Origin of the sequence: Actinomyces haliotis (assembly GCF_015355765.1) — a bacterium.
Classification (GTDB): domain Bacteria; phylum Actinomycetota; class Actinomycetes; order Actinomycetales; family Actinomycetaceae; genus Actinomyces; species Actinomyces haliotis.
The window spans coordinates 36,255-61,926 of sequence record NZ_JACWNA010000004.1; the positions used below are offsets into that span (position 1 = coordinate 36,255).

General features: G+C 69.9%; 22 protein-coding genes and 2 tRNA genes. 14 read left to right on the forward strand and 10 right to left on the reverse strand.

All coding sequences use genetic code 11. From position 1 onward, the window contains the following. Nucleotides 1-28: 28 nt before the first annotated feature. Nucleotides 29-355, forward strand: coding sequence for a thioredoxin (gene trxA / locus IXW69_RS03390; protein WP_067941275.1), 327 nt, complete (start codon nucleotides 29-31; stop codon nucleotides 353-355). Nucleotides 356-615: 260 nt separating this feature from the next. Here the strand turns inward: trxA and IXW69_RS03395 are convergent, their stop codons facing one another. Next, nucleotides 616-1,206, reverse strand: coding sequence for a sugar O-acetyltransferase (locus tag IXW69_RS03395; RefSeq protein ID WP_323745148.1), 591 nt, complete (start codon nucleotides 1,204-1,206; stop codon nucleotides 616-618). Between the two features lie 196 nt (nucleotides 1,207-1,402). On the opposite strand from IXW69_RS03395, the gene thrC reads away from it, so the two are divergent. From thrC to IXW69_RS03410, 3 genes are all read left to right on the forward strand, one after another. Beyond that, nucleotides 1,403-2,833, forward strand: a complete 1,431-nt coding sequence (thrC, locus tag IXW69_RS03400) for a threonine synthase (protein WP_194784980.1) — start codon at nucleotides 1,403-1,405, stop codon at nucleotides 2,831-2,833. 96 nt (nucleotides 2,834-2,929) lie between these two features. Next, nucleotides 2,930-4,237: an aminotransferase-like domain-containing protein gene (locus IXW69_RS03405; protein ID WP_194784981.1), complete on the forward strand. Its 1,308-nt coding sequence runs from the start codon at nucleotides 2,930-2,932 to the stop codon at nucleotides 4,235-4,237. 6 nt (nucleotides 4,238-4,243) lie between these two features. Continuing rightward, on the forward strand, nucleotides 4,244-5,218 hold the full coding sequence (locus tag IXW69_RS03410) for a D-alanine--D-alanine ligase family protein (RefSeq protein WP_407646522.1): 975 nt from the start codon (nucleotides 4,244-4,246) through the stop codon (nucleotides 5,216-5,218). A gap of 1,012 nt (nucleotides 5,219-6,230) precedes the next feature. On the opposite strand, the gene IXW69_RS03415 is transcribed toward IXW69_RS03410, so the two are convergent. From IXW69_RS03415 to rpmH, 8 genes are all read right to left on the reverse strand, one after another. Continuing rightward, a complete protein-coding gene (locus IXW69_RS03415) occupies nucleotides 6,231-7,643 on the reverse strand; it encodes a ParB/RepB/Spo0J family partition protein (protein WP_194784982.1) in 1,413 nt (470 codons plus the stop codon). A gap of 2 nt (nucleotides 7,644-7,645) precedes the next feature. After that, the gene (locus IXW69_RS03420) at nucleotides 7,646-8,551 is read right to left on the reverse strand and encodes a ParA family protein (protein WP_194784983.1); all 906 of its coding nucleotides are present in this window, start codon (nucleotides 8,549-8,551) and stop codon (nucleotides 7,646-7,648) included. A gap of 191 nt (nucleotides 8,552-8,742) precedes the next feature. Continuing rightward, a complete protein-coding gene (gene rsmG / locus IXW69_RS03425) occupies nucleotides 8,743-9,387 on the reverse strand; it encodes a 16S rRNA (guanine(527)-N(7))-methyltransferase RsmG (protein WP_194785051.1) in 645 nt (214 codons plus the stop codon). A 29-nt stretch (nucleotides 9,388-9,416) separates the two neighbouring features. Next, nucleotides 9,417-9,974, reverse strand: a complete 558-nt coding sequence (locus tag IXW69_RS03430; RefSeq protein WP_194784984.1) for a Jag family protein — start codon at nucleotides 9,972-9,974, stop codon at nucleotides 9,417-9,419. Between the two features lie 65 nt (nucleotides 9,975-10,039). Continuing rightward, nucleotides 10,040-11,215: a membrane protein insertase YidC gene (gene yidC, locus IXW69_RS03435; RefSeq protein WP_194784985.1), complete on the reverse strand. Its 1,176-nt coding sequence runs from the start codon at nucleotides 11,213-11,215 to the stop codon at nucleotides 10,040-10,042. A gap of 84 nt (nucleotides 11,216-11,299) precedes the next feature. Further along, a complete protein-coding gene (gene yidD / locus IXW69_RS03440; RefSeq protein WP_323745149.1) occupies nucleotides 11,300-11,626 on the reverse strand; it encodes a membrane protein insertion efficiency factor YidD in 327 nt (108 codons plus the stop codon). Further along, nucleotides 11,623-11,991 carry a ribonuclease P protein component gene (rnpA, locus tag IXW69_RS03445; RefSeq protein ID WP_194784986.1) on the reverse strand — a complete coding sequence of 123 codons (369 nt, stop codon included), beginning with the start codon at nucleotides 11,989-11,991 and terminating at the stop codon, nucleotides 11,623-11,625. The genes yidD and rnpA overlap by 4 nt, the downstream gene beginning before the upstream one ends. A 1-nt stretch (nucleotide 11,992) precedes the next feature. Further along, nucleotides 11,993-12,130 (reverse strand): 50S ribosomal protein L34, encoded by a 138-nt coding sequence (rpmH, locus tag IXW69_RS03450; RefSeq protein WP_194784987.1) that lies wholly within the window; start codon nucleotides 12,128-12,130, stop codon nucleotides 11,993-11,995. Between the two features lie 529 nt (nucleotides 12,131-12,659). On the opposite strand from rpmH, the gene dnaA reads away from it, so the two are divergent. From dnaA to IXW69_RS03495, 10 genes are all read left to right on the forward strand, one after another. After that, nucleotides 12,660-14,417 carry a chromosomal replication initiator protein DnaA gene (gene dnaA / locus IXW69_RS03455; RefSeq protein ID WP_194784988.1) on the forward strand — a complete coding sequence of 586 codons (1,758 nt, stop codon included), beginning with the start codon at nucleotides 12,660-12,662 and terminating at the stop codon, nucleotides 14,415-14,417. A 600-nt stretch (nucleotides 14,418-15,017) separates the two neighbouring features. After that, nucleotides 15,018-16,154, forward strand: coding sequence for a DNA polymerase III subunit beta (gene dnaN, locus IXW69_RS03460; RefSeq protein ID WP_194784989.1), 1,137 nt, complete (start codon nucleotides 15,018-15,020; stop codon nucleotides 16,152-16,154). Nucleotides 16,155-16,216: 62 nt separating this feature from the next. Continuing rightward, on the forward strand, nucleotides 16,217-17,434 hold the full coding sequence (gene recF / locus IXW69_RS03465; protein WP_194784990.1) for a DNA replication/repair protein RecF: 1,218 nt from the start codon (nucleotides 16,217-16,219) through the stop codon (nucleotides 17,432-17,434). Continuing rightward, nucleotides 17,427-18,041 carry a DUF721 domain-containing protein gene (locus IXW69_RS03470; RefSeq protein WP_323745150.1) on the forward strand — a complete coding sequence of 205 codons (615 nt, stop codon included), beginning with the start codon at nucleotides 17,427-17,429 and terminating at the stop codon, nucleotides 18,039-18,041. Before recF ends, IXW69_RS03470 begins: the two co-directional genes overlap by 8 nt. 432 nt (nucleotides 18,042-18,473) lie before the next feature. Continuing rightward, nucleotides 18,474-20,531, forward strand: a complete 2,058-nt coding sequence (gene gyrB / locus IXW69_RS03475) for a DNA topoisomerase (ATP-hydrolyzing) subunit B (RefSeq protein ID WP_194785054.1) — start codon at nucleotides 18,474-18,476, stop codon at nucleotides 20,529-20,531. A 104-nt stretch (nucleotides 20,532-20,635) separates the two neighbouring features. After that, nucleotides 20,636-23,305 carry a DNA gyrase subunit A gene (gene gyrA / locus IXW69_RS03480; protein ID WP_194784991.1) on the forward strand — a complete coding sequence of 890 codons (2,670 nt, stop codon included), beginning with the start codon at nucleotides 20,636-20,638 and terminating at the stop codon, nucleotides 23,303-23,305. After that, nucleotides 23,302-23,826, forward strand: coding sequence for a DUF3566 domain-containing protein (locus IXW69_RS03485; protein ID WP_194784992.1), 525 nt, complete (start codon nucleotides 23,302-23,304; stop codon nucleotides 23,824-23,826). The genes gyrA and IXW69_RS03485 overlap by 4 nt, the downstream gene beginning before the upstream one ends. 50 nt (nucleotides 23,827-23,876) lie before the next feature. Beyond that, nucleotides 23,877-23,950: transfer RNA gene (locus IXW69_RS03490), tRNA-Ile, on the forward strand. Between the two features lie 34 nt (nucleotides 23,951-23,984). Further along, nucleotides 23,985-24,119: a hypothetical protein gene (locus tag IXW69_RS11865; RefSeq protein ID WP_267240539.1), complete on the forward strand. Its 135-nt coding sequence runs from the start codon at nucleotides 23,985-23,987 to the stop codon at nucleotides 24,117-24,119. 25 nt (nucleotides 24,120-24,144) lie between these two features. Beyond that, nucleotides 24,145-24,220: transfer RNA gene (locus tag IXW69_RS03495), tRNA-Ala, on the forward strand. A 558-nt stretch (nucleotides 24,221-24,778) separates the two neighbouring features. On the opposite strand, the gene IXW69_RS03500 is transcribed toward IXW69_RS03495, so the two are convergent. After that, nucleotides 24,779-25,618, reverse strand: a complete 840-nt coding sequence (locus IXW69_RS03500; protein ID WP_194784993.1) for a rhomboid family intramembrane serine protease — start codon at nucleotides 25,616-25,618, stop codon at nucleotides 24,779-24,781. Nucleotides 25,619-25,672: the final 54 nt, after the last annotated feature.

The window sequence follows — 25,672 nt, forward strand, 5'->3', positions numbered from 1 at the left end:
CCGCAACATCCCAACGAAGGAGAACCCCATGTCCAACGCCAAGGCCGTCACCGACGCCACCTTCGAGTCCGAGGTCCTCAAGTCGGACACGCCCGTCGTCGTCGACTTCTGGGCCGAGTGGTGCGGCCCGTGCCGCCAGATGGCTCCCGTCGTCGACGAGGTGGCCTCCGAGCTCGGCGACCGCGTCAAGTTCGTCAAGGTCGACGTCGACGCCAACCCGGCCACCGCCCGCTCCTACGGCATCCGCTCCATCCCGACCTTCGCCGTCATCCGCGACGGCGAGGTCTTCCACCAGTTCGCCGGCTCCCGCCCGAAGGCCTCGTTCAAGTCCGAGGTCGAGAAGGTCCTCAGCTGACACCGCGCTGAGCCCCCGCTTCCGGCCCAGTCCCGCCCCTCCGCCGAGATCGGCACATCCTGACGCTGAGATCGGGACATCCTGATCTCGAGGTCGGTCGATCCGGCCGGGCCGGGGCACTCACGTCGAAGGGCGGCACCCACGTGGGTGCCGCCCTTCTGCGTGCGCGCAGGCTTTCCCGGTACACCCGACACGACTTCATGACACACTGTCACATCCTGCGCGATCCGCGTCTTTCGAGGAAGATCCCGGCTCCGGGGTCAGCCGACAGGTTCCTCCTCGTCGTCCAGCTCGCGTAGGAGCCGAGCCGGGACGCCCCCGACGACGACACCGTCAGGAACGTCCTTCGACACGACGGCGCCCGCGGCGACGACGACGTTCGACCCGATCGTGACCCCGGGGAGGATGGTGACGTTGCCACCGATCCAGACGTCCTCGCCGATGGTGACCGGCCGTGCAAAGGCACCCCACTCACGTCGCCCGCGGCGCGACAACGGGTGACCCACGGTCGAGATGAGGGTGTTCGGGCCGATCATGACGTGCTCGCCGATCCGGACCGGGGCGATGTCGAGGATGGTGACGTTGTAGTTGGCGAGGAAGCCGTCCCCCACGTGGATGTTGGGCCCGTAGTCGCAGTGGAAGGGCTGCTGCACCGAGATGAAGCCGCCGGTCGAGCCGAGCAGCCGGCGGATGATCCGGTCCTGCGTCTCGTGGTCGGTGGGGTCGGCGTCGTTGAAGGCCCGTGCGAGGACGACGGCGCTCTCCTTGCGCGCGGCGACCTCCTCGTCGAGGAACATGTACGGCTCCCCGGCCTCCAGCTTCTCCAGCTCGGTGCGCTCCTGGTCGCTCACGCGTCCTCCTCGTCGACGTCGGTGCCGGGCTCGTGCCGGAGCGATCGTCGCCCACCCGGGTGCCCGGAAGCAACCGTTTGTCGCACGCCTTCCCGGTCCTTCCGCCCTCCGGGCCACCGGGCCACGCTCCCGCGGCCCCGCATAGGATGGCCGCGACCGGATCCGGGTGCTCCCCGGCCACGAGGGAAGGCAGCGTATGCAGTTCATCTCCACCCGCGGCGGCATGGCCCCCGCGGGCTTCACCGAGGTCCTCCTGTCCGGGCTGGCCCCCGACGGCGGCCTCACCGTCCCGGACTCCCTCCCCGCCCTCACGGCCGCCACCCTCGAGTCCTGGCGCGGTCTGCCCTACGCGGAGCTCGCGACCGAGGTCATCGGGCTCTTCGCCACGGACGTGCCTCGCGAGGACCTGGCCCGCCTCACCGCGGCCGCCTACGCCCCCGACCGCTTCCCGTCCCCCGTGGTGCCCCTGACGCCCTTGACGCGGGTGGCGGAGGGCCTCGACCTCGTCGGGCTCTCCGAGGGCCCCACCATGGCCTTCAAGGACCTCGCGATGCAGTTCCTCGGCCAGGCGATCCCCTACGTCCTCGCCAGGGACGGGCGCGTCCTGAACGTCCTCGGCGCGACCAGTGGTGACACCGGCTCCGCGGCGGAGCACGCCTTCCGCGGGCAGGAGGGAGTCTCCGTCATCATGCTGTCCCCGCACGGGCGCATGAGCGACGTGCAGCGGGCGCAGATGTACTCCCTGGACGAGCCCAACATCCTCAACGTCGCGGTCCACGGCGTCTTCGACGACTGCCAGAACCTCGTCAAGGCCGTCAACGCGAACCCGGAGTTCAAGGCCCGCAACTCCATCGGCGCCGTCAACTCCATCAACGTCGGCCGCATCGCCGCGCAGTGCGTCTACTACGTGTGGGCGTGGCTGCGGGCCACGGACGAGCTCGACGCCACCGAGCGGGCTCACGGGCAGGTCGACGTCGCCGTGCCGTCAGGCAACTTCGGCAACATCTACGCCGGCCACCTGGCGCGGGAGATGGGCGTCCCGATCCGCAGGCTCATGCTGGCGACGAACGAGAACAACGTCCTCGACGAGTTCTTCCGCACCGGTGTCTACACCCCGCGCTCCCGCGAGGACACGCTGGCCACGTCCAGCCCGTCCATGGACATCTCTCGGGCCTCCAACCTCGAGCGCTTCGTCTTCGAGCTCCTGGGCGCTGACGAGTTCTCCCGCAGGTGGCCCGAGCTGGAGGAGACGGGATCCCTCGACCTGTCCGACCAGCAGCCCCGGCTCGAGTCCGAGTTCGGCTTCACCTCGGGCACCTCAACCCACGAGGACCGGCTCGCCGCCATCCGCCTCGTCATCACCCTGTCCGGGCGCCTCATCGACCCGCACACCGCCGACGCCGTCACGGTGGCCCTCGCCCGCATGGAGCCGGGCTTCCCCACCCTCGTCCTGGAGACGGCCAAGGCCGCGAAGTTCGGTGCCACGGTCGCCGAGGCGATCGGTGGCGAGCAGCCCGTCGACGAGGCCGTGAGCGAGCTCCTCAAGGCGCCTCAGCACGTCGCGGAGCTGGATGACGACGTCGACGCGCTGCGCACCCTCATCGAGGAGCACGCGTTGCGGCGCTGACTGCCCCGCCCCGCGGGCGCGGCCGCCGGGGCGAGGTGTCGTCCATGGCACACTGTGGGCACGCGGTGGGACGGACCACCCGGAAAGGACCGTGCAGTGAGCGACGACCAACAGGTGAAGGGGAACCGACTCGACCCGTGGCTGGACGCCTACGCGGCACGAGCTCACGGCCTGCGGGCCTCGGAGACCCGTTCCCTGTTCGCCGTCGCCTCGCGCCCCGAGGTCGTGTCCCTGGCTGGCGGCATGCCGAACCTCAAGGACCTTCCCCTGGACCAGCTGGCCGACGCCACCGCCCAGATGATCCGCAAGGACGGCGGGACCGCCCTCCAGTACGGCAACGGGCAGGGCCTGCCCCGGCTGCGGGAGCAGATCCCCGAGATCATGGCGCTCGAGGGCATCACCGCGGACCCGGAGGACGTCATCGTGACGACGGGCTCCCAGCAGGCCGTCGACATCATCACCGAGCTCTTCATCGACCCGGGCGACGTCATCCTCGCCGAGGCCCCCACCTACGTCGGGTCCCTGTCGATCTTCGCCACCTACCAGGCGGACGTTCAGCAGGTGGAGATCGACGCCGACGGCGTCGTCCCCGAGGCCCTTGAGACGATGATCCAGCGCCTCGAGCGCGAGGGCCGGACCATCAAGCTGTTCTACTGCCTGCCGAACTTCCACAACCCGGCCGGCGTCACGCTCTCCGAGGAGCGCCGACCGCGGATCATCGAGATCTGCCGGCGGCACCACATCCTCATCATCGAGGACAACCCCTACGGCCTCCTGGGCTTCGAGGGCCAGACGTACACGGCGCTCAAGACCCTCGCACCGAACGACGTCGTCTACCTGGGCTCCTTCTCCAAGATCTTCGCCCCCGGGTACCGCGTCGGCTGGGCGGTCGCTCCACCGCCCATCCGGGAGAAGATGAAGCTCGCCTCCGAGGCCGCGATACTGTGCCCCTCGTCGGTGGGCCAGTTCTCGATCTCGATGTACCTGGACAACTTCGACTGGAAGGGTCAGATCGAGGAGTTCCGAGGCATGTACAAGGGCCGCAGGGACGCCATGGTGGCCGCTCTGGACGAGTTCATGCCCATGTGCGGCTGGAACGTCCCCGACGGCGGCTTCTACGTGTGGGTGGGCCTTCCCGAGGGCCTGGACGCCAAGGACATGCTGCCGCGCGCCATCACGAACCTCGTCGCCTACGTCTCGGGTACCGCCTTCTTCGCGGGAGGCCGTGCCGGGCGGGACCACATGCGCCTGTCCTTCTGCTACCCCGAGCCCGTTGAGATTCGTGAGGGCGTGCGCCGCCTGTCCGAGGTGGTCAGCCGCGACCTCGAGCTGCACGATCTCTTCGGTCCGACCACGACGAGCTCCCCCGAGGGCGTCTCCGCCCCGGCACCCGACCAGATCTGAGGAGTCATGATGACGGAATCCACCGCTCAGTCAATTACTGAGAAGGAGTTCCGGGTCGCCATCATCGCAGGCGGCCTCAGCCACGAGCGCGACGTCTCACTCCGCTCCGGTCACCGCGTCGCCTCGGCACTGCGCCACTCCGGGCACACGGTCATCATCCTCGACGTCGACGCGAGCCTCATCCCCAAGCTCCGGGCCTTCGGCCCCGACGTCGTCTGGCCGCTCGTCCACGGAGGCGCCGGCGAGGACGGCGGCCTCCAGAACATCCTCATTGCGCTGGGCCTCCCCTACGTGGGCACCCACTCCGACGGCTGCCAGCGCGCTTCCTTCAAGCCCACCGCCAAGGCGGCGGTCAGGACGGGCGGCGTACTGACGCCGGACTCGGTGACGCTTCCCAAGTCCTACTTCTCCCAGCTCGGAGCCCAGGAGGTTCTCGGACTGGTCGCCGACCATCTGGGCTACCCCGTCGTGGTCAAGCCCAACCAGGGCGGGTCAGGACTCGGCGTCTCCTACGCGGACTCCGCAGACTCCCTGCGGAACGCCATGGTCGCCTGCTTCGCCTACGACGACCGCGCCCTTATCGAGCGCTACGTCGCCGGAACCGAGCTCGCCATCTCGGTCGTCGACACCGGTGACGGCCCCCGCGCACTGTCCCCGGTCGAGATCGTCACCGACGGCGAGTACGACTTCGACGCCCGGTACAACCCCGGCCGCTCCGAGTACTTCATCCCTGCCCGTCTCGATGAGGCACAGACGGCCGCAATCACTGACGTCGCGCTCACGGTGCACCGAACTCTGGGCCTGGGCAACATCTCCCGCACTGACCTGATCCTTGCCGACGACGGGACGCCATGGTTCATCGACGTCAACGTCGTTCCCGGGATGACCTCAACGTCGCTCCTGCCCCTGGCGGCCGAGTCGGAGTGTCATATCAGCGAGCTCTACGAGGCTCTGGCGAGGAATCCTTTCGTGCGCCCCTGACGCGTACGTCCAAGCCCACGAGACACATGGGGTGTGCAGGTCATTGGCAATGACCCGCGCACCCCATGTTTCACGTGAAACGGGCAAAGCAGCCTCTGTGAGCGTCAGGCAAAAAGCAGACCCGGTTAGCCCGTCTTGATTGAGGCCCCGAGCGCGTCCGCGAGGCCGCGCTGATCATCGGCCCGACCGACAGTCGTTCAGCGCGCATGCCCTGGTCAACTATGAACGACGCGCTCAAGGTTTCCCGTTTCACGTGAAACCACCGCTCTCGCTTGACCCTGCATTGGAGTGGGGTTCCGTGTTCGGCCCACGACCATCGCTTCGGCAGGATCCCTTCAGCCCTTCAACGTCGGAGCCTTCGAGCGCGCTCGGGGGTCGACATAGGAGAAGAACGAGAGCGCGCACCCGCCACGTGCATGGCCACGAGCGCCCATGGACCAGCAGCGTTCGGACGTCTGCGGAGTGGTCCTGCGAAGCGGCCGAGGTCCCAACGGCGCGACTCCGATGACGGTGGCGACCAGACGCGCGCAAGCGGTGATTTCAGCCCCGTGCACCGGTATGTCCGACGCAGCCACAGTACCCGCTCCGACATCATGCGACCCACCCGAGACTGTCCCGAGCTCGTGGCGCCTCGCTCTCCCTGCATCACGTTTCACGTGAAACACGGGCCGGGCGACGTCGGAAGCACAATCGTGTGGCTGAGTACTCCTGGCTGCCGCCTGCCGAGGCAGCCCACGACAGTCCACGTGCGCTGGACCCCCGACCGGCACACTCGAGTGGCGTATCATGCCGAGCCAGTTCCGAAGCGGCCGAGCACACGCGGACTGCGGCCAACCGCTTGTCACCCTAAGCGCCGGCAACTGTCCTCGGAAGGGCCGCTTGACCTCCGCCGCCAGCACTTGGGCACACATATCGCGAACGACTCGTGTTTCACGTGAAACACCGTGAGTACAAGAGCGGGCGGCGCCCCACCCTCGTGGTGGGTCGCCGCCCGCTCTCGAAGCGCTTGCGTCTAATCCTCCGACAGCGACGTGCCAGGAGCCAGTGCCTCAACGATGCGTGCCAGGTCCTCGTCACCGGCGAACTCGATCGTGATCCGGCCCTTCTTGGCACCCCGAGTGACCTTCACCCTGGTGTCGAATGCGTCGGACAGGCGCGTAGACAGCGCCGGAAGCGGTGCGCTCCGAGGACGGGGAACTTTCGCGGTCCGCACATCCGTCGGTTCATCATGGAGAGCCACCAGCTCCTCAGTCGCGCGCACAGACAGGCCCTCAGCGACGATCCGCTGCGCGAGGCGCTCCATGGCCGCGGCGTCCGGAAGGCCGAGCAGCGCCCGGGCATGGCCGGCCGAGAGCACGCCGGCTGCCAGCCGTCGCTGAACGAGCGGCGGCAGCTTCATGAGGCGCAGGGTGTTGGAGATCTGGGAGCGCGACCGAGCAATGCGCTTGGAGAGCTCCTGATGCGTGCAGCTGAAGTCGTCGAGCAGCTGCTGGTATGCCGCCGCTTCCTCGAGAGGATTCAGCTGAACGCGGTGGAGGTTTTCGAGGAGGGCATCCCTGAGGAGGTCCTGATCCTCGGTGTATCGAACAACGGCCGGAATGGTCTCAAGGCCGGCTTCGCGTGAGGCCCTGAGGCGCCGCTCGCCCATGATGAGCTCATAGGTCGCCTCATCGGTCTCCGGGTCGTCGACGCGGCGAACTACGATGGGCTGGAGGAGACCGACCTCCTTGATGGACGCGGCGAGCTCGGTGATGTCCTCCTCATCGAAGACCTGACGCGGCTGGCGCGGATTCGCGTGAATGATGGCCGTCGGCAGCTCCGCGAAGGTCGCACCGGGGACCGGGACCAGATCGTCGCCGTCGTTTCCAGTTTCACGTGAAACAGCGTTCTGGCCAGGCTCGTCGGCGGTCCCGGCGTTGGATGGTGCTTCCTCGGAGTTCTCCGCAGCAGGCTGCTGAGTCCCTGCCGCCTCAATCTCGGGGGAGGAGCTCGGGGCGGGTGTGCGGCTCGTTTCACGTGAAACAGGTCGGTTCGTTCCAGGCGCCTCAGCCGCCCATACCACGGTCGACGGTTCTCCCGGCGAAACCTCCTCGCCGGAGGTGCTCGGCGCGCTGACGCCGCTCGGCTCACCAGTCTCCTCATTGCCGGCCACGGTGGGCGCGTCGTCGTTCTTGGCCGCCGGCTTGCCCTTCTTGCCGCGCTTGGCACGCTTCGACGGAGCCAGCAGGGTCGCGGCTATGTCCGTCGCGGAGCGCTCGCCGTCACGGCGTGCCGAGGCGCCCTCCACCGAGACGCTCTCCCCATCAGCGCCACCAGAGTCGTCCGCGAAGAACACGTCCGTCGGGCGGTGTACCGGGGTCTCCTTCTGGGACTCGGGAATGAGGGCCTGCAGACCCCTTCCGAGCCCGCGCTTCTTCTGCGCCATGGTCACGCCTCCTGCGCGTCGTCGGGGGAGGAGACGCCGCGCTGCGCGATCTCCTGTGCAAGCTGCTTGTAAGCGATCGACCCGGTCGAGCGCGGGTCCCAGAAGACCACGGGAGCCCCGAAGGACGGCGCCTCCGCGATCCGGACCGAGCGGGGAATCCGGGTCTCGAGCGTCGCCTGCGGGAAGTACGTGCGAACCTCCGCATCCACATCGCGAGCCAGCGTTGTCCGCTTATCGAACATGGTGAGGGCGATCATCGAGACGTGGAGCTCGGGATTGTGCGCCTCCGCGATCCGCTCGACCGAGCGCGTGAGCAGGGCGAGCCCCTCGAGCGCGTAGTACTCGGCCTGCATCGGGATGAGCACCTCCCGAGCGGCCACGAAGGCGTTGATCGTCATGATGCCGAGCGACGGCGGGCAGTCGATGAGCACGTAGTCCAGCCGGGGGAGCCCAGCCGCCTCCCGGTCCGCCACGTACCGCTCGAGCGCGTCACGCAGCCTCAGCTCGCGCCGCTGCTCACTGATGAGGTCGATCTCCACGGCAGCGAGGTTGACGGTCGCCGGCACGCACCACAGCGAGGGCGCGAAGGCCGTCTGGACGGCCACGTCCGTCATCGGACGGCCCTCGACGATGACCTCGTACACGGAGTCGTCGTCCTCGCCGTGGGGCGCTCCCAGCGCCGTCGAGGCGTTGCCCTGGGAGTCGGCGTCGATGACGAGGACGTTGAGGCCCCCCTCAGCGAGGGCCGCGGCCACGTTGACCGTCGTCGACGTCTTCCCGACGCCGCCCTTCTGGTTAGCGACGGCGATGACGCGGGTCCGCTCCGGTGCGGGGAAGCCGCCCTCGGCTACCTCGTGGAGAGCGGACTGGTCGGCCCGGAGCTGATCGAAGATGGACGATCCTGACAACCTGTTCTCCTCCGACGACGACCCGCGGCTCGCACCTGCGGGCTCCTCAGTCTACGTGAGGTCACGGGCGCGCCACGCGCCCGCTCCAGCGGCGGAGCGGGCGCGTGACGGACTCGACGGACAGGGCCGACCCGGACGCTCGTCCGAGCCCTGAACGGTCGGTGGCGCGTGGAACGCCGTGCGGTGCGCGCTCAGTGAGCCGCGGGCCGGCGCACCTCGACGACGCGGGTGACCTCGTCGCCCGGCGTCACCACCTCGTGGACGACGGCCGGGAGGAGCTTCGCCTTCTTGATGACGTACTTGGCGTCCTCGACCTCCGCCTCGGCCTTCTGCCCCTTGAGGGCGAGGAGGCTGCCTCCCTGACGCAGCAGGGGAGCGGTGAGCCGAACGAGCTTGGAGAGGTTCGCGACGGCACGCGCGGTGACGGCGTCGTAGCGGTCCTTGACCTCCTCGGCGCGCGCCCGCCGGATCGTGACGTTGTCGAGGTCGAGCTCTGTGACGACGTCGTCCAGCCAATCGACGCGGCGCTCCATCGTCTCGATGAGCGTGATCTCGAGGTCGGGCCGCAGGAGAGCGACGACGATCCCCGGGAACCCGGCCCCCGAGCCGACGTCGGCCACGGCGCCGCGCGACGGCAGGAAGGGCACGACGGCCGCGGAGTTGACGAGGTGACGGCTCCACAGGCGCGGCAGCTCGCGCGGCCCGACGAGGCCTCGCAGCTCCCCCTCGTCAACGAGCATGTCGGCGAAGTGCTCCGCCGCGGAGAAGGCCACGCCGAACAGCTCGCGGACCTCCTCGCTGGGCTCCTCCACGACGAGGCCCCCGTCGTCGGTCATGCCCTCCAGGGGCGCCTCGCTCACGGCGCTCAGTCCTGCTCGGCGGCGCCGGCGCCCGCCTCGTCGGCCTCCTCGACCTCGTCCTCGGCGGGGAGGACGACGACATGGCGGTGCGGCTCGGCGCCCTCGGACTCGGAGACGAGGCCCGCGGCGGCCACGACGTCGTGGCAGACCTTGCGCTCGAAGGGGTTCATGGCCTCGAGGGCGACGGTCTCACCCGTCTCCTGGACGCGCTTGACGGCCTCCTCGGCGACCGTGGCGAGCTCGGCCCGGCGGGCGGCGCGGTAGCCGTTGATGTCGAGCATGAGGCGCGAGCGGTTGCCCGTCTTCGCCTGGACGGCGAGGCGGGTGAGCTCCTGGACGGCCTCGAGGACCTCGCCGTCGCGGCCCACGAGGTCGGCGAGCTCGCGCTCATCCCCCTCCTCCGAGGCGACGACGGCGATGGAGGCGCGGCCGTGGTCGACGTCGATGTCGATGTCCCCGCCGAGGTCGGCGATGTCGAGGAGCTCCTCGAGGTAGTCGGCGCCGACCTCGCCCTCCTCCTCGAGGCGCTTGACGGTGCTGGACGGGGCGGTGTTCTCACTCATGGTGGATCCGTTCTCTGGGGGTCGTGCGGCCGCGCTGGCGCGCCCGCGGGTCAGGAGGGTGCGGGTCAGCGCGGCTTGCGCTTCTTGCCGCCGTTCTTGCGCTGGGCGCGCTGGCGGGCGCGCTTCTCGTAGCGGCGGCGAGCGATCTCCTCGGGAGTGAGGCCGGCGGTCGTCTCGATCTCCTCGACGGCCTTCTCCTCGCTCTCCTCCTCCTCGAAGGAGGCGGCGATCTGCTCGCGCTCACGCGGCGTGGTGCGCGGGTTGGTGGTGCGCTTGCGCTGACGGTCCTTGCGGACGGGCTGGACGCGCTGGCCCCCCGTCCTGCCGGCGGCCTCGAGCTCCGCCTGGCGCTGCGCGGCCTCCTCCTCCTCGAGCGAGGGCTTGCCCTGGCGGGCGCGCTTGGCGTTGACGCGGGCGCGGTACTTCTTCTCGGCGTCGGAGCCGGGGGCCGGCATGTTGCGGATCGTGAAGAACTGCTGGCCCATGGTCCACAGGTTCGTGGTCACCCAGTAGACGAGGACGCCGATCTGGAACTGGACACCCGTGAAGGCGAAGAAGATCGGCATGATCGTCGTCATCATCTTCTGCGAGCGCATCATCGGGTTGTCGGAGTTCTTCGAGGACTCCGGCATGTTCTTCATGCTCAGCTGCGCCATGGTGTACCACTGGGTGATACCCATGACGACGATCATGACGATGGTGACGATCTTCGTCGTCGTGTCGTTGCTGTTCATGAAGGACGCCGACAGCGGGGCGCCGAAGACGGTGGACTGCTGGACCTGCTCGGCCAGCTGGGCCGTGAGGGGGCCGATCGAGGCGTGCCCGGGGTAGGTGCCCTCGGCGAGCTTCTCCAGGTTCGCCAGCACGCGGAACAGCGCGAAGAAGATCGGCATCTGGATCAGGATCGGCAGGCACGAGGACATGGGGTTCGTCCCGTGCTTGCGGTAGAGCGCCATCATCTCCTCCTGCTGACGGCGCTGCGACTCCGGGTCCTTCTTGCCCTTGTACTTCGCCTGCAGGGCCTGGAGCTCGGGCTGCATGAGCTGCATGCCGCGGCTGGCCCGGATCTGCTTGACGAAGAGCGGCATGATGAGGAGGCGCACGACGATCGTCAGACCGACGATCGAGAGCACCCACGCCACACCCGGTCCGTCGGGCATCCCGATGAGGACCAGGAACTTGTGGATCCAGACCATGACCCAGGCGACGGCGACCTTGATGGGCCACAGGATCGTGTCCATTGCACTCCTTGCTGTGGGGTGGGGCGGGACCGCCGCAGCGGTTGCCTCGGGCCGGTGCCTCCGGCCAGGGCCCCGCGGACGAGGTCAGCGGGCCGGTGAGCCGGCCTCGTCCTCGACCTCGAAACGGGGGACGTCGTGGGGGTGGTGGTAGCGCCACTGACCGGGATCGGGGACGTGGTCGACGCCCCCGGGGGTGAGTGGGTTGCAGCGCAGGAGGCGCCAGGCAGCGAGGAGGATCCCCTTGCCCGCGCCGTGCACCCGGACCGCCTCGACCGCGTAGGCCGAGCAGGTGGGGTAGTAGCGGCAGCTCCGCGGCAGCGCGGGGGAGACCCAGTGCTGGTAGAGGCGCACCGGAGCGAGGACCAGCCGCTCGAGCGGTCCGTCGCGCAGGGCGTCCCGGTCCTCCGTCACCGCCGTCGTCCCTGGGAGACCAGGCGCCGGTCACGGGCCAGGAGGCGGTCGACGTCGGCGGCGAGCTCCTCGCTCGTCGCCCCGTCCGCCCCGGCCAGACCGCGCACGACGACGCGGGCACCGGGCTCGAGTCCGGTGACGCGCTCGCTCATGAGGGCGCTCACCCGGCGCTTGATCCGGTTGCGGTGCGTGGCACGTGCAACCTGCTTCTTGGGCACGACGACGCCGACGAGCGCCGGGGACACGTCCCCGGTCTCGCCGGCGCGGTAGTGGACGACCAGCCTGCGGCTGCCGCTGCGCGCACCGGTTCTCAGCGCCTCCGAGAAGTCCTCGGAGCGCCGCATCCGGTGCGCCGCAGGAAGCACCTCAGGCGGCGAGACGCGCGCGGCCCTTGCGGCGGCGCGAGGCGAGGACGGAGCGGCCGGCGCGGCTGCTCATGCGCTTGCGGAAGCCGTGCACCTTGGCGCGACGGCGGTTGTTCGGCTGAAAGGTCCGCTTGCTCACGGGTGTACTCCTGCTCGGATGATCGGAACAGTGCGTCGCGGGAATCGCGGCACTGTCGCTCGCTCTGGTTGCCCCATGGTTCGGGGCGTGAGTCCACGCGAACGTCCACACCACAATACGGTTCGGGTTTCAGGGGGGTCAAACCTCCCGGGGTCCTGGACGGTGAGAGTCCGAACACGTCGCCGGGCCCGTCGGACGCCCTCCCGGGGCGCCGGCGAAGGAGGGACGCGGGCCCGTCACGGCGGCCCGCGAAGGAATGCCATCCATGTTATTCACAGGGCGCGTCGTCCAGCCTGTGGGAATGTGCACGGCCGCGGCCCACGGCCTGTGGACCCAGGATGCGCAGGATCCCGCGAAACCACAGGTTTTCCCTCACTCTGGGGAGCTCCGGGCCCATGCAGGACCTCAGTCCCCACGTGTGGACAACTCTGTGGACAGGACACCATGATGGGTCCCCTCGCGGACCGCCCGCCCGTGACCCGCCGGCCCTGACCGGCACCCGCCCGACAGCCCTCAGCCAGGAGACAGCGTGCCCGACGAAGCGACCACCAAGTGGCACCAGACCCTCGAGCTGCTCGCCTCCTCCGGCGAGCTCGGGCAGGGCAAGGTCACGATGCTGCGAATGACCCGCGTCATCGACGTCGACGGCACGCTCGTCCTCGTCGTGGGCTCCGGATTCGTCAAGGACGTCGTCGAGAGGTCCCGGGGACCCATCAGCCGCGCGCTGTCACAGATCTGGGGCCGCGACGTCCCCTTCGAGGTCACGATGGACACCTCCGTGGACGCCTCGGCCGGTGCCTTCGGCCAGCCCTCCGGTGCCCCGTCCACGACTGAGTACGCCACCGAGTACCCGGGAGAGCGTCCCGGGGAGGCACACCCGGAGGCCCACGCCGTCGAGCATCCCGCTCGTCCGTCCTACGAGGCGCCCGCGCCCCAGGAACCCGGCTATGAGCGGGCCGCCGAGCGCTACGAGGAGCACCGCTCCTACGACCAGCGCGGCGTCGAGGCCCCCGGCTACCCGCGCGGCGCGCAGGCTCCCCGTGACCAGGAGACCTACGAGACGGGCTACCAGCAGGACTACGAGCAGGGCTACGGGGCCACCCGCACCACCTCGCGCTACCCCGAGGAGCCCTCCCGCCCGGAGAACCGCGCCCAGTACATGACGAGTCCTCACCCGGCGCAGGCCCCGGGCCCGCGCGACGGCGTCGGGGCGCCACGGCCCAATGACGGGTCGGCCCTAAACCCGCGCTACACCTTCGACACCTACGTCACCGGCTCCTCCAACCGCTTCGCGCACGCGACCGCGATCGCCGTCGCCGAGGCCCCGGCCCGCGCCTACAACCCGCTGTTCATCTACGGCGGCTCCGGGCTGGGCAAGACGCACCTGCTGCACGCCATCGGCCACTACGCGCGCACCCTCAACCCCTCGACACGCGTCAAGTACGTCAACTCCGAGGAGTTCACGGCCGAGTTCATCGCCTGCCTGCGCGACGGGGCCCGTGACGACGGCCGCCTCGAGGCCTTCAAGCGCCGCTACCGCGAGGTCGACATCCTCCTCGTCGACGACATCCAGTTCCTCTCCGGCAAGGAGTCGACGCTCGAGGAGTTCTTCCACACCTTCAACTCCCTGCACTCCTCCGGCAAGCAGGTCGTCATCACCTCCGACCAGCCTCCCAAGGCCCTCAACGGCCTCGACGAGCGCCTGCGCTCCCGCTTCGAGTGGGGGCTGCTCGCCGACGTCCAGCCGCCGGACCTCGAGACCCGCATCGCGATCCTGTCCCGAAAGGCCCGCGCCGACGGGCTCGACCTGCCCATGGACGTGCTCGAGTACATCGCCAGCCGGGTGACGACGAACATCCGCGAGCTCGAGGGCGCCCTCATCCGCGTCACGGCCTTCGCCTCGCTCAACAAGCAGCCGATCGACCAGACCCTGGCCGAGATGGTCCTCAAGGACATCATCTCCGACCCCGCCGGCGAGGAGATCACCACCTCCCTCATCATGGGGCAGACCGCCGACTACTTCGGCATCACGATCGACGACCTGTGCTCGGCGAACCGCTCGCGCACCATCGTCAACGCCCGCCACATCGCCATGTACCTGTGCCGCGAGCTCACCGACCTCTCCCTACCCAAGATCGGGCGCGAGTTCGGCGGCCGCGACCACACCACCGTCATGAGCGCCGACAAGAAGATCCGCACCCAGATGGCCGAGCGCCGCTCCACCTTCAACCAGGTCACCGAGCTGACGAGCCGCATCAAGCAGGCGGCCCAGTCGCCGCAGTCCTGACCGGTCCGCCTCGAGAGGTCCCCCGGCACCGCGCCACCGCGCGGTGCCGGGGGAGCGTCGCGTCCGGGCACGGCGGCCCGTTGACGGCCGTGGTCGGGCCCCCACGGCACGAGCCGCGCGACGTCGTCGTCCCTGTGGGTCGTCCGGAGGAGAGCGCGTGGAGAAGGTGTCATTCCCCTGTGCACCGAGGAGCCCCTCCTGGGGACCGCCTCCGGGCCGCACTGCGCGTCTCCACCGATCGTGTGATTCACGCACCGAATCACTCATGTGTGCTTCCACAGCCGCCCTCGGCCCGGGGACGCCGTCGAGCCGGGTTATCCCCAGTTCCCACACCTCCTACTACACCTACTAACGACAAGAACATTCGGGCGACCACGAACCTGCCACCGAGGGAGGGACCGGCGCAGGACGAGCGACTGCCGCGACGGCGGCGAGCACCGGCCGCCCCGGGCGTGGATGCGCGTCCGGCCTTGCGTCTAGACTCCACGTGGATCGTCCTGACCCGTCGCACCTCGCGTGACGAGTGCGGCGCGCAGGACCGCAGACAAGCCAGTCGTCGCGCACGCGCGCGCCGCCCGCCGACACAGGAGGCACCCCACCGTGAAGCTCAGGGTTGATCGAGACGTCCTCGCCGAGGCCGTCACCTGGACCGCCCGCTCGGTGCCCGCCCGCCCGCCGGTGCCCGTCCTCGCCGGCGTGCGCCTCGAGGCCAAGGACGCCTCCCTCGTCCTGGCCTCCTTCGACTACGAGGTCTCCGCCCACTGCGAGGTTCCCGCGGACGTCGAGGAGGACGGCGTGGTCCTCGTCTCCGGCCGCCTCCTCGCCGACATCGCCAAGGCGCTCCCCTCCAAGCCCGTCGAGCTCGAGGTCGAGGGCACGAAGGTCACCGTCTCCTGCGGCTCCTCGCGCTTCTCCCTGGCCGCCATGGCGGCCGACGACTACCCGGCCCTGCCCGTCATGCCCGGCGTCGCCGGCACCGTCGACGCCCACGACCTCGCCCAGGCCGTCGGCCAGGTCTCCATCGCCGCCTCGCGCGACGAGACCCTGCCCCTCCTCACCAGCGTCCAGATGGAGGTCGACGGCGACTCCCTCACGTTCATGGCGACGGACCGCTACCGCCTCGCCGTGCGCGAGATGACCTGGGCCCCGCAGGACGCGAGCCTGTCGACCCACGCGCTGCTCAAGGCCCGCACCCTCTCCGACGTCGCGAAGTCCCTCACCAGCTCCGGCGACGTCACCGTCGCCCTCACCGAGGCCGGCTCCACCACCTCCGGCCTCATCGGCTTTGAGGCTGGCGGCCGCCGCACCACCAGCCTCCTCACCGACGGCGACTACCCGCCGGTCCTGCGGCTCTTCCCCGAGCAGACGACGATCCACGCGACCGTCGGCCGCGAGGAGCTCATCGCCGCCGTCCGCCGCGTCTCGCTGGTTGCGGACCGCTCCACCCCGATCCACATGTCCTTCACCGAGGGCAACCTCTCTCTCGACGCCGGGCAGTCCTCCGACGACGCGCAGGCCTCCGAGCAGCTCGTCGCCCACCTCGAGGGCGAGGACATCCAGACGGCCTTCAACCCGGGCTACCTCGTCGACGGCCTCAACGCCATCAACCAGCCCTACGTGCGCCTCGACTTCACGCACCCCTCGAAGCCCGCGGTCCTCACCGGCATGGACTCGATCGGTGGCGAGGAGGACTCGTCCTTCCGCTACCTCATCATGCCGATCCGCTTCGGGGCCTGAGCACCCAGCCCCCGTCCCCGGCCGTCCGGCGCTGACCCGGACGGACCGGGTGCGAGCACCGCATGTACGTCTCGGACCTCTCGCTCAACGACTTCCGCTCCTACCACGAGCTCGTCCTCGCCCTCGAGCCCGGGCCGACGGCCCTCGTCGGCGCCAACGGCCAGGGCAAGACGAACCTCGTCGAGGCCATCGGCTACCTCTCGACCCTCTCGAGCCACCGAGTCGGGGCCGACACCGCCCTCGTGCGCCGCGCCGTGCCGGGGGAGGAGCAGCCCGCGGGCGCCGTCGTCCGGGCCAAGGTCGTCCACGGCGAGCGCCCCAGCGTCCTCGAGATCGAGATCATCGCCGGCAAGGCGAACCGCGCGCGCCTCAACCGGGGAGCGACCAGGCCCCGCGACCTCCTCGGCGTGCTGCGCACCGTCGTCTTCGCCCCCGAGGACCTGTCCCTCGTTCGCGAGGAGCCGGGCGTGCGCCGCCGCTTCCTCGACGAGCTGGCCGTCACCCTGCGCCCGAGCCTCGCGGGCGTGCGCACCGAGCACGACAAGATCCTCGCCCAGCGGGCCAGCCTCCTGAAGTCCGCCCGAGCCCACCGGTCCTCGACCTCCTCGATGCTCTCCACCCTCGAGGTCTGGGACGCTCAGCTGGCCGCCGCCGCGGCCCGTCTCATCGCGGCCCGCGTCGACGTCGTCGAGCGCCTGCGCCCCTGGATCGAGTCCTCCTACGCGGCGGTCTCCGAGGGACAGTCGCACGCCGCCCTGGCCTACCGCTCGAGCCTCCTCGCCCACGAGGGCTCGCCCGACCCGGACCCGCGCGACGCCGGTGCCTGGGCGGCCCACGCCGAGCAGGAGGCGGAGCTGACCAACACGGCCGCCACCGCCTCCCGCCTCGAGGCCGCCATGGCCGACCTGCACGCCCGCGAGATCGACCGCGGCGCCAACCTCGTCGGTGCGCACCGAGACGACCTCTCGCTCTTCCTGGGAGGGCTCCCCGCCAAGGGCTTCGCCTCGCACGGAGAGCAGTGGTCCCTCGCCCTGGCGCTCCGGCTGGCCTCCTACGAGATGCTGCGCCACGACGTCGACGCCTACGGAGGCGACGGCGAGCCCGTCCTCATCCTCGACGACGTCTTCGCCTCGCTCGACTCCAAGCGGCGCAACGCCCTCGCCGGAGTCGTCGCCGACGCCCAGCAGGTCCTCCTCACGGCCGCCGTCGACGAGGACGTGCCCGCGGCCCTCGACGGCGCCCGGTTCCACGTGGCGAGCTCGGTGGTCACCCGTGGCTGAGCGTCCCGGCGACGACCTGTCGGCCTCCTCGTCGGACGTCCTCGCGTCGCGGGCCCTCGCGCGCGAGCGGGGCCACGCCTGGGACTCCGGCAAGACCATGAGCGCGCTGCGCCGCGCCGCCACGGGCGAGGACGGCGTCGCCGCCTGGGACGCGAAGCACCGTCGCCGGAGCGAGGATGAGCTGCTCGGCCCGGAGGAGGACCGCGGGCCGGGACTCCCGCCAGGGCGTGGGCGCCCGGGACCGAGCCCCTTCGACCCACGGCCGGGGGGCACGGACCTGCGCCGCTACGCGGACGAGCACGGGTGGGCCGGCAAGCTGGCGATCGCCTCCGTCTCGGTGCGCTGGAGCGAGATCGTCGGACCGCAGATCGCCGAGCACGCCCTCATTGAGTCCTTCGAGGTGGGGCGCCTGACGATCCGGGCCAGCTCGAGCTCCTGGGCCCAGCAGCTGCGCCTCCTCATGCCCACCATCGAGCGGGCCGTCACCGAGGAGCTGGGCGGCTCCGCCGTCGAGATCCGCGTCCTCGGGCCGGCGGGGCCCACGTGGAGGCACGGCCGCTTCGGCGCCGCGAGGGGCGGGCGCGGGCCGCGCGACACCTACGGCTGAGCCATCGTTCCGGGCCGGCCCCCGGTTCTCGTCGGGATCGGGCGAGGCGCGTTCTCGGGTCCTCGCGCGCGAGAGCCGGAGAGGTCCTCCGACGGTGACGTCCGACACTCACCGCGGGGCGGGCCGAACGTCCGATGAGGGGGTCGGACACGATAGAATGCCGTGAAACCGCCCATGGTGCGCCTCGGGCCTTTCGCAGGTACCCACCTACTGCCGAGCTGGTCCCGCCCCGGAGCAGCCGTCATGGGTCCGCGATCGCTCGTGACCGGATGACGCGGTGCAGGAGACGCACCCGACGCCGTCCGCCAGGGAGCCCCGCTCCTCGGCGCGCACACAACGAGGAGCAGCTGACACGTGTCTGACCAGGACGCCACGGTGAACGACGACTCGACCACCACGGCCCCCGCCCCCACCGAGACCCCGGCGCCGGCGGTGCCCGAGCAGCCCGAGAGCGAGTCGCACGTCGGCCAGGGCTCCAGCGACTACGGCGCCAGCGACATCACCGTCCTCGAGGGACTCGAGGCCGTCCGCAAGCGACCCGGCATGTACATCGGCTCCACCGGTGAGCGCGGCCTGCACCACCTCGTCTACGAGGTCGTCGACAACGCCGTGGACGAGGCCCTCGCCGGCTTCTGCGACCACATCGAGGTCACCATCCAGGCCGACGGCGGCATCAAGGTCGTCGACAACGGCCGCGGCATCCCGGTCGACGAGCACCCCACCGAGCACAAGCCGACCGTCGAGGTCGTCATGACGATCCTCCACGCCGGCGGCAAGTTCGGCGGCGGCGGATACGCCGTCTCCGGCGGCCTGCACGGCGTCGGCATCTCCGTCGTCAACGCCCTGTCCACGCGCGTTGACACCGAGATCCGCCGTCAGGGCCACGTCTGGCGCATGAGCTTCGGCGACGGCGGACACCCCAGGACCGCTCTGGTCATGGGAGAGGAGACGGACGAGACCGGCACGACCCAGACCTTCTACCCGGACCCGGCAATCTTCGAGACCGTCGTCTTCGACTACGAGACCCTGCGCCGCCGCTTCCAGCAGATGGCCTTCCTCAACAAGGGCCTGCGCATCACGCTCACCGACGAGCGCGAGGGCCACACCGAGGAGGGCGACGAGATCACGGGGACCGACGCCGCCGAGGCCCCCGGGACCGACGAGGGCCTCCCGACGCACCGCACCGTCACCTACTGCTACGAGCACGGTCTGCGCGACTACGTCGAGTTCCTCAACAAGTCCAAGAAGGTCGACCTGGTCCACCCCGAGATCATCGACTTCGAGGCCGAGCGCATGCTCGACGAGACCCGCGGCATCAGCCTCGAGATCGCGATGCAGTGGACGAGCGCCTACTCCGAGTCCGTGCACACCTACGCCAACACGATCAACACGACCGAGGGCGGCACCCACGAGGAGGGCTTCCGCACGGCCCTGACCACCCTCATCAACAAGTACGGCCGCGAGAAGGGCCTCATCAAGGACAAGGACGACAACCTCACGGGTGACGACATCCGCGAGGGGCTCACCGCCGTCATCTCCGTCAAGCTCTCCGAGCCGCAGTTCGAGGGGCAGACCAAGACCAAGCTCGGCAACACCGAGGCCCGCACCTTCGTCCAGCAGGTCGTCTACGAGCGCCTCGGCGACTGGCTCGACTCCCACCCGGCTGACGCCAAGTCGATCATCCAGAAGGCCGGCCAGGCCGCGGCGGCTCGCATGGCCGCTCGCAAGGCCCGCGAGGCCACGCGGCGCAAGGGCGTCCTCGAGTCCGCCTCGATGCCCGGCAAGCTCCGCGACTGCTCGAGCCGCAACGCCGAGGAGTGCGAGATCTTCATCGTCGAGGGCGACTCCGCAGGCGGCTCCGCCGTCGGCGGCCGCGACCCCGAGCACCAGGCGATCATGCCGATCCGAGGCAAGATCCTCAACGTCGAGAAGGCCCGCCTGGACCGGGCGCTGTCCTCCGACACGATCCGCTCCCTCATCACCGCCTTCGGCACGGGCATCGGCGAGGACTTCGACCTCTCCAAGCTCCGCTACGGCAAGATCGTCATCATGGCGGACGCCGACGTCGACGGCCAGCACATCGCGACGCTGCTGCTGACGCTCCTGTTCCGCTACATGCGCCCGCTCATCGAGCAGGGTCACACCTACATCGCGATGCCTCCGCTGTACCGCCTCAAGTGGTCCAACTCCGAGCACCAGTTCGCCTACTCCGACGCCGAGCGCGACCAGCTCCTCGCCGCCGGCCGCGAGGCCGGGCACCGCCTGCCCAAGGAGGGCGGCATCCAGCGCTACAAGGGCCTCGGCGAGATGAACGACCACGAGCTGTGGGAGACGACCATGGACCCCTCGGCCCGCATCCTCAAGAAGGTGACCCTCGACGAGGCGGCCGACGCCGACGAGACCTTCGCGATCCTCATGGGGGACGACGTCGAGCAGCGTCGTTCCTTCATCCAGCGCAACGCCGCAGACGTGCGCTTCCTCGACATCTGACGCGAGCCAAGCACGGGACGGACGAGTACATGACACAGTGTCACGAACTTGCTCCTCACCGTCGCTGAGCCCGTATCCCTCCCCCGGACACGCAAAGGACACCCGTGAGCGACGACCTCACCACGACCCCCACCGAGGAGCCCCAGCACGACCGCGTCCAGCCGGTCGACCTCCAGATGGAGATGCAGCGCTCCTACCTCGACTACGCGATGAGCGTCATCGTCGGTCGAGCCCTGCCCGACGTGCGCGACGGCCTCAAGCCCGTCCACCGCCGCGTCCTCTACGCCATGTACGACGGCGGTTACCGCCCGACCGCCTCCTTCTCCAAGTCCTCCCGCGTCGTCGGCGAGGTCATGGGCAACTACCACCCCCACGGCGACTCGGCGATCTACGACGCGCTCGCCCGCCTCGTCCAGTGGTGGTCACTTCGCTACCCGCTCGTCGCCGGCCAGGGCAACTTCGGCACCCCCGGCAACCTGGGCCCGGCCGCACCCCGGTACACGGAGTGCAAGATGGCCCCCCTCGCCATGGAGATGGTCCGGGACATCGACGAGGAGAGCGTCGACTTCCAGGACAACTACGACGGGAAGAACCAGGAGCCGGTCATCCTCCCGGCCCGCTTCCCGAACCTCCTCGTCAACGGCTCCGAGGGCATCGCCGTCGGCATGGCGACGCGCGTCCCCCCGCACAACCTGCGCGAGGTCGCCAACGGCGTGCAGTGGTTCCTCGAGCACCCCGAGGCCAGCCGCGAGGAGCTCCTCGAGGCCCTCATCCAGCGCATCCCCGGACCCGACTTCCCCACGGGTGCCACCATCCTGGGCCGCCGCGGCATCGAGGACGCGTACCGCACCGGGCGCGGCTCCATCACGCAGCGAGCCGTCGTCAACGTCGAGGAGATCCAGGGTCGCCAGTGCCTCGTCGTCACCGAGCTGCCCTACCAGGTGAACCCGGACAACCTCGCGGACAAGATCGCCCAGCTCGTCCGCGACGGCCAGGTCGGAGGCATCGCCGACATCCGCGACGAGACCTCCGGCCGCACCGGCCAGCGGCTCGTCATCGTCCTCAAGCGCGACGCCGTCGCCAAGGTCGTCCTCAACAACCTGTACAAGCGCACCCAGCTGCAGGACAACTTCCCGGCCAACATGCTGGCCCTCGTCGACGGCGTCCCGCGCACCCTCAGCCTCGACGGCTTCGTGCGCCACTGGGTCAACCACCAGATCGACGTCATCATCCGGCGCTCGCAGTTCCGCCTGCGCAAGGCCGAGGAGCGCCTCCACATCCTCGAGGGTCTCCTCAAGGCCATCGACGCGCTCGACGCCGTCATCGCCCTCATCCGCCGCTCGCCCACCACGGAGGAGGCCCGCACCGGCCTCATGGGCCTGCTGGGCGTCGACGAGGCTCAGGCCGAGGCGATCCTCTCCCTCCAGCTGCGTCGCCTGGCCGCCCTCGAGCGCCTCAAGATCCAGCAGGAGGCCGACGAGCTCCACGCGCGCGTCGCCGACCTCAAGGACATCATCGCCAGCCCCGAGCGCCAGCGCGGCATCGTCTCCGACGAGCTCGGCGAGATCGTGGACAAGTACGGTGACGACCGCCGTACGCGCATCGTGCCCTTCGACGGCGAGATGAGCATGGAGGACCTCATTCCTGAGGAGGAGGTCGCGGTCACCATCACGCACTCCGGCTACGCCAAGCGCACCCGCACGGACCAGTACCGCTCCCAGCACCGCGGCGGCAAGGGCGTGCGCGGCGCCGCGCTGCGCGAGGACGACGTCGTCGACCACTTCTTCGTGACGACGACGCACCACTGGCTGCTGTTCTTCACCAACCTCGGCCGCGTCTACCGCGCCAAGGCCTATGAGCTGCCCGAGGGCGGCCGCGACGCCAAGGGCCAGCACGTCGCCAACCTGCTCGCCTTCCAGCCGGGCGAAAAGATCGCCCAGATCATGGAGCTCAAGGACTACGAGCAGGCCGACTACCTGGTCCTGGCCACGCGCCGGGGCCTCGTGAAGAAGACCCGCCTGTCCGAGTACGACTCCAACCGCTCCGGCGGCGTCATCGCCATCAACCTGCGCGAGGACGAGGACGGCGTGCCCGACGAGCTCGTCTCCGCCCGTCTGCTGTCCGAGGGTCAGGACCTGCTCCTCGTCTCGCGCGGTGGCCAGTCGGTCCGCTTCCGCGCCTCCGACGAGGTGCTGCGCCCCACCGGCCGCGCCACGAGCGGCGTCACCGGCATGCGCTTCCGCGGCGACGACTCCCTCCTCGCGATGGACGTCGTCGATCCGTCCTGGGAGAACGCCGACCTCTTCGTCGTCACCGAGGGCGGCTACGCCAAGCGCACCAACGTCCAGGACTACCCGGTCAAGGGCCGCGGCGGCCTCGGCGTCAAGGTCGCGAACCTCGTCGAGGAGCGCGGCGAGCTGGTCGGCGCGCTGGTCACCGAGCCGGGGGACGAGGTCATGTGCATCATGGCCTCCGGCAAGGTGGTCCGCTCCGCGGTGGACGAGGTCTCCCGCACCGGGCGCACCACCCAGGGCGTGACCTTCGCCAAGCCCGACAAGGGCGACCGCATCCTTGCCGTGGCCCGGAACGCCGAGCGCGAGCTCGACGGCGACGAGGCCCCTGCGGAGGAGTCCTCCGCCGCCGCCGTCATCGAGGCGACCGGGGAGGTGCCCTCGGGCTCCGGCGCGTCGGGTGACACCGCGGCCCCTTCCGCGGATGAGGTCGCTGACGCGGTAGCGTTGAGCGACGACGACGAGAGTGAGGCACAGGCATGAGCCAGCCGGCATCCTTCCCGCCCGAGGGCACGAAGAGCCCCGACGCGAGCACTGCGTCCGCTGACGCCAGCGCGACGGGCTCCACCGAGGTCGCTGCCCCCTCCGGCGGCAAGCAGGCCGTGAAGAAGCCCGCCAAGAAGAAGACGGTCTCCGGCCCCCGCCGCGTCCGCCTCGCGCTGACGCGGGTCAACCCCTTCTCCGTCATGAAGGTGGCCTTCCTGCTGTCCGTGGCGATGGGCATCATGGTGGTCGTGGCTGCGGCTTTCGTGTGGTTCATGCTCGACGCCATGCACGTGTTCTCCACGATCGAGGACCTCGTCAGCATCTTCATGGACACCTCGTCCAACGCCTTCACGGCGCTGCTCGAGTACATGAAGTTCTCCCGTGCCATCTCGATGGCCACGATCATCGCGGTCGTCAACATCATCCTGACGACGGCGCTCGCCACGATCGGGGCCTTCCTCTACAACATCACCGCGCGACTCGTCGGCGGGATTCATCTCACACTGGCGGACGAGTGATCTGATTTTGTCCGCCAGGACGCGGTGGGTTACTCTCTTCCGCGTCGCACGGGCCTATAGCTCAGTTGGTTAGAGCGCATCCCTGATAAGGATGAGGTCGCTGGTTCGAGTCCAGCTAGGCCCACTACCATCCCGCGGTTGTCACGAGGAGGTTTCGGATGAGGAACCGTCCCACCGTCGCAGCCGCGGTTTTCTCGTTCCTGGGCGTGATCGGCTACACCGTGTGGCTGAGGCTCGAGGCGACCCGCGTGGAGCGGGCCGGATGGTCCGAGGTCAGCGACCCGGTCGACTGACACCCCGACCGCACGGCGGTCACGAGGGGCCATGGCGCAATTGGTAGCGCACCTGCTTTGCAAGCAGGGGGTTACGGGTTCGAGTCCCGTTGGCTCCACCAGCTCTCACAGAGCCCGAAGGGGCCCGGCACGCACGTGCCGGGCCCCTTCGCCGTGCTCGGGCGGGCGCAGGAGGCTGCGGGGCGATCCGCTCAGTGCCGAAGGCGCCTCGGGCAGGAGATGAAAGGCCGGTGGGAGGACCGGGTGGGGCACACGTGAGCCGTGTTCTAACAGCGGTGTCATTCCGGAGCCGATCGTCGCTGTCCCACTGTCTGAAACCACAAGAGAGGCGGCTGCCGGCGCACAGCGGTGGACGTCGGGACTCCCCAGGGTGTGGGTCATCGATGGGGAGACGGCGGGGCTCGGTACCAGTGCTTCTCCCCATCTGTGGACCGTGCTGTGGAGAATGACAGCCGTGTTGTTCCACAGCCGTGTGCACAGGTGTGGAGCAATGACACCCGTGTGCTTCCCCAGTCTCCACATGGTGGCGTAACCCTGTGGATAACCGTTCGGTTATCGTCGGCAGCGGCACGACAACGCCCCGCACCTGGCAGGTGCGGGGCGTGCCGATGGGGTCCGTGGTGGGCTGCTCGAGGGACCGGGGAGCCGACGGCCCCAGGTCACAGGAGCAGGCGCAGGACGCAGCCGGCCACCAGGACGACACCGATGCCGACGGACCCCCAGACGCCCGCCGAGGTGCGACGCTCCCGTGGGGCCCACGCGTACAGGCTCGCGACCAGGGCGCCCGTGACCAGGCCGCCCAAGTGCCCCTGCCAGGAGATCCCCGAGCCCAGGAAGGAGATGAGGAGGTTGACCGCCAGGAGCCCGAGGATCGCGGAGGTGTCGCGACCGAAGCGGTGCTGGATGACGAACATGGCCCCGAAGAGGCCGAAGACCGCGCCCGAGGCACCCACCGTCGCCGTCCACCACGAGTCCCCGCTCGGGTCCGCCAGGCACAGGATCGCCGTCGAGCCTCCCAGGGCCGACAGCAGGTACAGGACGCAGTAGCGCCAGCGTCCGAGCACGGGCTCGAGGACGGTGCCGCACACCCACAGGGCCCACATGTTGAGGGCCAGGTGCATGAGGGACGCGTGCAGGAAGGCGGTCGTCAGCAGACGCCACGGCTGCGAGGCGGTGAGGCCCGGCACCATCGCCAGGTCGCCGGTCACGGACGGCACGAGCCGCTGGGCGAGGTAGACGGCGACGCAGGCGACGATGAGCACCCTCGTCACCGTCGCGTCCGCGACGGCCGTCCCTCCCAGGAGCGTGCGCGCGCCACGGCGCCTCCCCGCCGACTCGCGGGCGCAGTCGACGCAGTGGACGCCGACCGAGCTGGCGACCTGGCACTCCGGGCACACCGGTCGTTCGCAGCGCTGGCAGCGCACGTAGGAGACGCGATCGGGGTGCCTCGGGCAGACAGGGGGCTGTCCGTCGTCGGCGACCGGCTGGGACTGGCTCATCGGGGCTCCTCGCGTGGGTACGGAGGACGCCGCCGGACCGGAGTCGGTCCGACG